The organism is Liquorilactobacillus mali KCTC 3596 = DSM 20444, from assembly GCF_000260415.1.
Taxonomy (GTDB): Bacteria; Bacillota; Bacilli; order Lactobacillales; family Lactobacillaceae; genus Liquorilactobacillus; species Liquorilactobacillus mali.
The window spans coordinates 121,907-130,138 of sequence record NZ_BACP01000033.1 but is presented as its reverse complement, the minus strand read 5'-3'; the positions used below and the strand labels follow the sequence as shown (position 1 = coordinate 130,138).

The window sequence follows — 8,232 nt, the reverse complement described above, 5'->3', positions numbered from 1 at the left end:
GAAAACAGTATAAGATGGAAAGATACGTGTAGAGTGAAAGGAGGAGAACCAATGTCACAAAATACTCATGTTGGGGTACCTAATGATCGTCGCCCTGTTAACCAGAAGAATATTAAAAAGCGTCGTGCTCAGCATCAAAATGTATTATCATTTTTGAAGAGTCGCGAAGAGCTAGAAAAAAGCGGAAAATAAGTTGCTTTTTTTTTGAAACTTACATTTATTTACCAGCATGGGGCGTCGATGACGTTTTGTGGTGGTTTTTTTTGGTAAAAATACTAATTAATTGATGTATGAGTATGATATAATCACCCAATAAGAGGATGGATGAGAATAAATGAGTATTTTAGAAATAGATGGGCTTTCGCATGCCTTTGCTGATAAGGAATTATACCAAGATGCAAGCTTTAGATTAAATAAAGAAGACCATATGGGGATTATCGGGCAAAATGGAGCAGGTAAAAGTACTTTAATCAAAATTATTACAGGTCAAGAACTTCCAGATGAGGGAAAAATTGTATGGCAAAATAATATAAAAATTGGATATCTTGATCAATATGCACAAACAGCACATGATTTAACAGTTTTTGAGTTCTTAAAATCAGCGTTTGAAGACTTGTATAATATTAGTGAACTGCAAGCTAAGTGTTATGAGGATTATGCTGCTACAATGGATGAATCTCTACTGGATAAAGCTGGGAGATATCAGGAACAGCTTGAAGCCGGTGAATTTTATGAGATAGAGACTAAGATTGAACAGGTAATGTCGGGTCTTGGGATAGATGCAATTGGAAAGGACAGGCAGGTTGACCAATGTAGTGGTGGGCAAAGATCAAAGATTATTTTGGCTAAGCTGTTGCTTGAAAATCCGGATGTATTATTGCTGGATGAGCCGACTAACTACCTTGATGTTGAACACATTGAGTGGTTAATAAATTATTTAAATGATTTTGCAGGCTGTTTTATGGTAATTTCACATGACTTTGATTTTTTAGAAAGAGTTACAAACACAATTATTGATGTTGCTTTTGGGAAAATTACAAAGTATACGGGAAGTTTTAGTTCGGCAATTAAGCAAAAGGAAGTAAAGAAGGAAGTTCAACTTAAAGCCTATGAGAAGCAACGGCGCCAAATAGAAAAAGATGAAGCCTATATTAGGAGAAATAAGGCAGGAACTAGGTCTACAATGGCAAAGTCAAGGCAAAAAAGACTCGATAAGATGGAAAGAGTTGATCCACCAAGTGATGCACTGCAATCCAGTTTCAGCTTCCCTTATGAGGAACTGATGTCATCTTCAACATTAGTTGTTGAAAATCTTTCGGTAGGATATGAAAGGCCTTTGCTTGCACCGGTTACTTTCTCAATGAGTCATGGAGAAAAGGTTGTATTAAAGGGATTCAATGGGGTTGGTAAATCAACACTCATTAAATCGATTTTAGGTATAATTCCGAACTTTGGTGGGAGTGCTAAATTTGTTGAAGCCGCTAAGGTAAATTATTTTACGCAAGATTTGACTTGGGATGACCCTACACAAACTCCTTTGCAAATTGTGCAGAATGTCTATCCAAAGTTGGAACCAAAGACGATAAGGCAAAGGCTCGCACGAGCTGGGTTAAGTCCGGCTAACGCTATGAAACCAATGGAGTTACTGAGCGGGGGCGAACAAACCAAGGTCAAGCTGTGTATCCTAGAGTTGAAACCAAGTAATTTCTTAATCATGGATGAACCTACAAATCACCTAGATGATGAGACAAAGAACGCTTTGAAAAAAGCACTCGTTTCTTTTGCTGGCAATGTCTTATTAGTATCCCATGAGCAGTCTTTTTATGATGGATGGATTGATAAGATTTTCGATGTTGAGAGTATTCGACTTAATAAAAATTAAGGGAGTATACAAGTGAATGAATAAACGTAAATTATTTTCTTGGGTTGTTGCAATCCTGCTTGTTTTTCTTGCGGGATGGAGCGTAGTGTATGTCAAACATGCAGAAAAAATAAATAGTGTAAAGATTGCAAAAGAGGAAAAGAAACAGCAGCAACAGAAAAAAGAAGATAAAGATGCGAATATGCGTCGCCCAATAAAGTGGCGTAAGTCTTCGGAAACGAAAAAGTATCCAGAAGTTGTTGGTGATAAAAACTTATGGATCAAAGTATCACAAAAAAAGCAGCGTCTTTATGTGATGTCAGGAAAGAAAAAAGTTTATCAGATGTATGTGTCTTTGGGAACACATTCGGCAGGTTATTCAAATGAAGGTAAAAAGAAATTCCCAACAGGAACATTTAAGATTAGTAATAAGCGTGGCGAATTTTATTTCAATCAAGTTACTAGTACCGGAGGCAAGTATTGGATTTCGTGGAAGGGTGACGGTAAATACTTGATACAAAGTGTTCCTACGAATGAACATGGAAAATATATTGTTTCAAGTGCGCAAAGTTTGGGAAGTCAAGCAGATACAAATAATAGTATCTGGTTGTCTGTGAAAGATGCAAAATGGTTCTACAAAAATATTAATGGTGGGACTAAATTAGTCATCGAGTAACTAACTACAAACACGGATGCAATAATACTTAAGAACCTTTGAATATTAAATAATCAGTTAGAAGAGCTGGGTCAAAATTTAAATTTGACCCAGCTCTTCTATGTTTTTCTGGATAAAAGTGTTTCGTAGCCTTTTATCTAATTTTGAATTACCTATGGTAAGGATTCACTATGTTAGTAATTTCGCGGTAACTTAAATTTTATTGAATCATGTTCTTTCTTTGTGAAATTAGCGGGTGTGAAGGAAAATAAAAAAACAAGATGGGTCATTGTGAGCAAAATGCATTGTGTGAAATGTTTTTTGCAGTAGAATAGAAGGGAAGCCCGTATCTGTGAGCTATTTTTACGTAGGGAGTGTTTTTATGGCAAATACAAAAGGAGCAGATTTGTTAGTTGACGTGTTAGTAGATTGGGGAATTCAAAATGTTTATGGATTACCCGGTGATTCGATTGATACTACTATTGATGCTCTGCGTCGCCAACAAGACAAAATAAAGTTTATTCAAGTGCGTCATGAAGAAGTTGCTGCCTTATCTGCAGCAGCAGAAGCAAAATATACAGACAAAATTGGTGTGTGTCTATCAATTGGAGGACCTGGTGCAATTCATCTTTTGAATGGACTGTATGATGCGAAAATGGACCATGTACCTGTATTGGCTTTATTAGGGCAGGTTACATCAACTTCCTTAAACGAAGGGTATTTCCAAGAAGTAAACACCGCGAAATTGTTTGATGACGTAGCTGTTTTTAATAGGACTATTTCAGCGGTGGACAATCTACCAGAAGTTATTGATCAAGCTATTAGAAGCGCTTATGAGAATAAAGGTGTCGCAGTATTGACTATTCCTGATGACATTCCTAATAAAACATTAAAGGGAGAATATAATTCTTCTGCACGTGCATTTACATTAAGCACACCAGAGGTTAATAAGACTCAGCTTAATGAGGCGGCTGCATTGATAAAAGGTGCAAGTAAACCAGTAGTATTGCTAGGAGTTGGTGCTAAGCATTCTGGTAATGATATCAAGAAATTCGTTGAAACAAATAAAATTCCATTTATAGAAACATTGCCCGCTAAGGGGACGATTGCAGATAATCATCCTAACTCATTAGGCAATGTAGGCAAATTGGGTACTAAAGCAGCATATGAGGCAATGAAAAATGCTGATTTATTGATAATGTTTGGGACAAACTATCCATATCGGCCTTACTTACCTGAAAAGGGACAAGCTAAGAGTATTCAAGTTGATTTGAAAGCCGAAAATTTGGGTAAACGTTATAGTGTTGATGTTGCCGTGCAAGGTGATGTTAAGAAGTTTGTTGGAGCACTCAATGATTTAGGTGCTATTCGGACGGATGGCAAGTTCTTGGAAGCATGTCAAAAGAGCATGAGTAATTGGAACAAATGGATGGCTAACAAACGTAAGTTGAATACTAGTCCGGTTTCACCAGAAAGTATGACGGCTTATATTGATGAAACAGCTCCATCAGACTTAATCTATTCTATTGATGTTGGTACATCCACATCTTGGAGTGCACGTTACCTACACGTTAAAGATGATCAGAAGTTTGCAATATCTGCATGGCTTGGAACAATGGGTTGTGCACTTCCAGGGGCAATCGCTGCACAAGTAGCTTATCCAGATAAGAGAGTCGTTGCATTACAAGGCGACGGTGCATTTGCGATGGTTATGCAGGACTTTGTGACCGCTGTAAAATACAAGCTGCCTATTATTTGTGTGGTTGTTAACAACCAAAAGCTTGCATTTATTGAGTATGAGCAACAACAAGCAGGGCAATTGAATTATCAGATCGACTTGGCTGATGTAGATTATGCTAAGTTTGCTGAGGCATGCGGTGGTGTTGGTATCACTGTTAAATCTAATGATGAATTCAAGGCCGCCTTGGACAAGGCATATACAATTACAGATAAACCTATTTTAATTAATGCTTATGTTAAGGATAATGCGCCACTTCCAGGAAAGATTGTTATGGATGAGGCAAAAGGATATATGAAGTTTGGACAAGAATATCTCGAGAACTATTGGAAGATTCCAGAATTGCCACCATTGAAGGATATCTTGCGTCAATTTTTCTAGGATGATGAATTTATAGAGAACATATTAAGGAAATATGACAAGATAGATTTGTGTCATGTTTCTTTTTTATTAGGGAGTGATTTGCGTGAAGATTGTATTATTGGGCGGCTCAGGGTACGTAGGTAAGGGTATTATTCAAGAATTGAGTTCTTATGATGACATGGAACTAGTCAGTATGTCACGACATGGCGGAACAGAGGAAGACAAAAAAAGATGGCCGAAAGTGTCATGGAGAAGTATTGACCTAGCCAGACCGGAAACATGGCAAGAGGAAGTTGCTGACGCAGATTGGGTTGTTGACTTGATAGGAGTACTGTTTGCAAAAAATTATAATGAATATTATAAAAAAACAGTGGAACCAGTGATGAGTGTAATTAAGTTTATAGGAGAAAAGGCCAAGGATACTAAGTTTCTATTCGTTTCCGCAAATTATGCACCGTTGGGGATGGGAGCCTATATGAAAGCCAAGCTTGTGCTTGAAGATGAATTGAAAAAGCGGTTGGGAACACGGGCTGTATTCGTTTATCCTGGGTTAATTTATCATAAAGAACGACATTTTGTTTATACTATTGCAATGGCATTAAATAATTTAGCGAAAATAAAGCCATTAACGAGATTGGTGGAGCGTTTGCGCCCAATTGCTAGAGCAAAGTTTGCAGTGGAAATTAGAAATATTTTGTTGAGTAATAATAGTTATTTAATGCATAGAACTGCATAGAACAAAAAGATAGAGAACAAAACTGGGTAAAGGATGATTTTGAGCTAAACTTTTTATTGATTCTGGATAAATGTGGTTTGCAAGTCGAAATTCGTCGTTTAACTTCAAATTTATTCGGAGTCAGGGAATTATTATGTTCGCGATTTTAGGTTAGTACTCAAATTTTACTGACTTACGCCATCCGCCTTTTTGCAGACTATGGAGGATTGCTGATATAACTGAGTGATATTCCATGTAATTTGACATTATCCAAACTTACTTTTAATATGGGTTAGAATCTTCAATAGAATAATCATTTAATGAGTTTGGAAGTGAAAGAGGAATGGAAATTAAAGTTAAGGATTTTATTAATCAAGTTGAAGCAGATGAAATTACTAAAATAGTATTGGATAAGATCGAAGTTAAAGAGATTGGTGAATTAAAGGACAATTTTATGGCACGTTTATTTGCTGATTTTGAGAATGCTTTTTCAAAAGGAAAAGTAGTACAAGCTGTTCAACCAATAGAAATGGGTGATGAATCCATTGAAATAGTATTAGAGACGGGTGTTATCAATTTGCCTTTTGCAAATATTAAGCGTGTTGATAATTTTTTTGATGTAGAGGATACAGTACCGTTATTAACAAATCTTATTGTTATATCACCTAGTTTAAATGCTTCGGGGTTGTTTATTAGATCTTACTCAGACACAAGCAACTTGAAAAACGAGACTTCAAAGATAGTTGCTGACACCTTATTGAGTATTAAGCAGATACAGGAAAATTTAAAAAAGAATGAAGATAGTAATCTCCAAGAGTCTTAGGTAATTAATTTGAAATTACGAGTATTTAGCGGTCGCCGGGTGGACAGAAGCAGCATGACGTGAAACACTTTTTTATGGTATGTTTATACAGAATAAACAGAGGAGTGGTTCAAAAGTTACCTTTTGAACCACTCCTCTTTACTCCTGATTTTGCAGCGGCAGTGTGTGAATTATTGATTTTTAATTGCTGTGGTTAGATCAATTATTTTTTCTACAGTGTTGTCAAGAAATGCAATTGTTTTTTCTAGTGGTTCATTTGACGACATATCAACACCTGCGACCATGGCTGCATCTAAGGGTGCTTTTTGATCACCCAGCTTTAGATAGTTCAACCAATCCGAGACTTTTGCAGGATTCTTTTTTATTTTCAGGTACATCTGAGTTGCAATCGTTAGTCCAGCAGAATAGGTATAAGAATAAAGTCCCATATAATAATGTGATTGACGCATCCAAGTTAGAGAAGCATCATCATCAATTTTGACAGCATCGCCCCAGAATCTTTGAAGTACTCCTTTTTTAATAGCGCATAAGCGTTCACCGTCAAAACTCTCTCCATTATCGATTAAACGATAAACTTCTCTTTGATATGCTGCTTCCAATAAATGCGTCACGAAATTGTGATAGTAAGTATTCGTCAGCATCTTTGTGTAAGCAAATCTCTGCATCCGTGGATCATTGCTTTTTTGCAGCAATGAATGTGTCAGTAACAACTCGTTAAATGTAGATGGTGACTCGACAATGTATGTAGATGGATCACACACAAGAATGGGATTGACTGCAGCAGTCAGCAATGCCTGTCCCGCATGCCCTAGTTCATGAATCAATGTGTACAAATCAGCGAACTGATCTGACCATGACATCAAGATGAAGGGATGATTATCATATGGGGTCGTTTCGAATCCACCGGTTTCTTTTCCTTGGTTTTGCGGAAAATCGACCCATCTTTCAGGAAATGCCTGCATAATCATATCATGATAGTCTTTGCCCATAATCTCAATTGCATCAGATATATATTGTGGTGCATCTTCAAGCGCAATGTCAGGGGAGTAGTCTGGGTCAAGATCAATCTGCAAATCAGCAAAAGTTAGTTCATCAATTCCTCGCTCTTTTTTGATTAATTTAACATATTTCTGCATAACTGGTCCAAATTTTTCCATGATTGTATCAATCTGACGTTCATAGATATCTCGCGGAATTTCCTGTTCGGCTAATAAATAGTCAATAACGGAACTATAGCCACGCAATGTCGCAAATGTTTTTTGTTTGCAAACTTCTGTGTAGTAGATAGCAGCAAGAGTATTCTTGTACTGGTTCAATGTTTTGGAGAAACTTGCAAACGCAGCACGTCTAATCTTGATATCAGCGTGATACTGGTAATAGTTTTCATAGAGAACAAAGGACATTGGATAATCTTTTTCGTCAATTGTGAAATTGTCAAAATGCATATCTGAGCTTCTCATTTGAGTATAGATATTCTCTGGGGCATAAAAAGTCGGCGCTAAAGCCGCTAATGTTTTTTCAATATTCGGTGCTAGGCGTTGTTTCTTGTCGTTCAAGTAATGCCTGAAAACAGCACTATATTCGGGAAGCTTTGCAGCAAAAGATGCAAGCTCTTCAGTTGGAAAGTCAAGCATTTCAGAATCAAAGAAAGATAGTTCTGATGCTAGTTGGGCACTGATATTTTCAAATTTATGCAATTGATTATTGGCTTTTGCTGAAGACATATCAACTGATTGATTTAAAAATGCATAATGTTCTAACCAATCTTTTTCCTTAGTGATCTCAGCTAAAGCAATAAGGCTGTCTTTTATTGTCTCAAAATTCTTTAGCTTGCCCTGAAAGTTTAGGATAAAAGAATCAGCAAGCTGTTTTAGTTTTGTTAAATGAGTATTAAACTCTTTTTCAGATTTAAAAAGGGTAGAAGTATCCCAGGTCAGTTCGACAGGGACTGTATTTCTTTTTGGTAATGACATTCAGAAGCCTCCTTTTGATTAATTACTTTTATTATCATATTTCCTTCACAATTATACTAGAAGTTTTTTGCCTAGAGCGGTAAAATAAAAAATCGATAGATTAT

The 8,232-nt window shown here is 36.6% G+C and carries 7 protein-coding genes; 6 read left to right on the top strand and 1 reads right to left on the bottom strand.

Going from position 1 to position 8,232, the window contains the following annotated elements:
* Positions 1-51: 51 nt before the first annotated feature.
* The 6 genes from GSM_RS15275 to GSM_RS06105 all read left to right on the top strand — a co-directional run bounded on the left by GSM_RS15275 (position 52) and on the right by GSM_RS06105 (position 6,155).
* Positions 52-192, top strand: a complete 141-nt coding sequence (locus tag GSM_RS15275) for a hypothetical protein (protein ID WP_010077894.1) — start codon at positions 52-54, stop codon at positions 190-192.
* Positions 193-334: 142 nt separating this feature from the next.
* Positions 335-1,882 (top strand): ABC-F family ATP-binding cassette domain-containing protein, encoded by a 1,548-nt coding sequence (locus GSM_RS06125; RefSeq protein ID WP_010077893.1) that lies wholly within the window; start codon positions 335-337, stop codon positions 1,880-1,882.
* A gap of 16 nt (positions 1,883-1,898) precedes the next feature.
* Entirely contained in the window at positions 1,899-2,537 is a 639-nt protein-coding gene (locus GSM_RS06120; protein WP_010077892.1) for a L,D-transpeptidase, read from the top strand.
* 361 nt (positions 2,538-2,898) lie between these two features.
* A complete protein-coding gene (locus GSM_RS06115) occupies positions 2,899-4,635 on the top strand; it encodes a pyruvate oxidase (RefSeq protein WP_003691324.1) in 1,737 nt (578 codons plus the stop codon).
* Between the two features lie 85 nt (positions 4,636-4,720).
* Positions 4,721-5,353 carry an NAD-dependent epimerase/dehydratase family protein gene (locus GSM_RS06110; protein ID WP_003691327.1) on the top strand — a complete coding sequence of 211 codons (633 nt, stop codon included), beginning with the start codon at positions 4,721-4,723 and terminating at the stop codon, positions 5,351-5,353.
* Positions 5,354-5,675: 322 nt separating this feature from the next.
* Positions 5,676-6,155, top strand: coding sequence for a hypothetical protein (locus tag GSM_RS06105; protein ID WP_003691330.1), 480 nt, complete (start codon positions 5,676-5,678; stop codon positions 6,153-6,155).
* A 170-nt stretch (positions 6,156-6,325) separates the two neighbouring features.
* On the opposite strand, the gene pepF is transcribed toward GSM_RS06105, so the two are convergent.
* Positions 6,326-8,128 carry an oligoendopeptidase F gene (pepF, locus tag GSM_RS06100; protein ID WP_003691338.1) on the bottom strand — a complete coding sequence of 601 codons (1,803 nt, stop codon included), beginning with the start codon at positions 8,126-8,128 and terminating at the stop codon, positions 6,326-6,328.
* Between the last annotated feature and the right edge of the window lie 104 nt (positions 8,129-8,232).

Bases quoted from the DNA above. Each gene is read 5' to 3' on its own strand.
- GSM_RS06125 (WP_010077893.1), top strand. From the start codon at position 335: ATGAGTATTTTAGAAATAGATGGGCTTTCGCATGCCTTTGCTGATAAG.
- GSM_RS06105 (WP_003691330.1), top strand. From the start codon at position 5,676: ATGGAAATTAAAGTTAAGGATTTTATTAATCAAGTTGAAGCAGATGAA.
- GSM_RS06115 (WP_003691324.1), top strand. From the start codon at position 2,899: ATGGCAAATACAAAAGGAGCAGATTTGTTAGTTGACGTGTTAGTAGAT.
- GSM_RS06120 (WP_010077892.1), top strand. From the start codon at position 1,899: ATGAATAAACGTAAATTATTTTCTTGGGTTGTTGCAATCCTGCTTGTT.
- pepF (WP_003691338.1), bottom strand. From the start codon at position 8,128: ATGTCATTACCAAAAAGAAATACAGTCCCTGTCGAACTGACCTGGGAT.
- GSM_RS15275 (WP_010077894.1), top strand. From the start codon at position 52: ATGTCACAAAATACTCATGTTGGGGTACCTAATGATCGTCGCCCTGTT.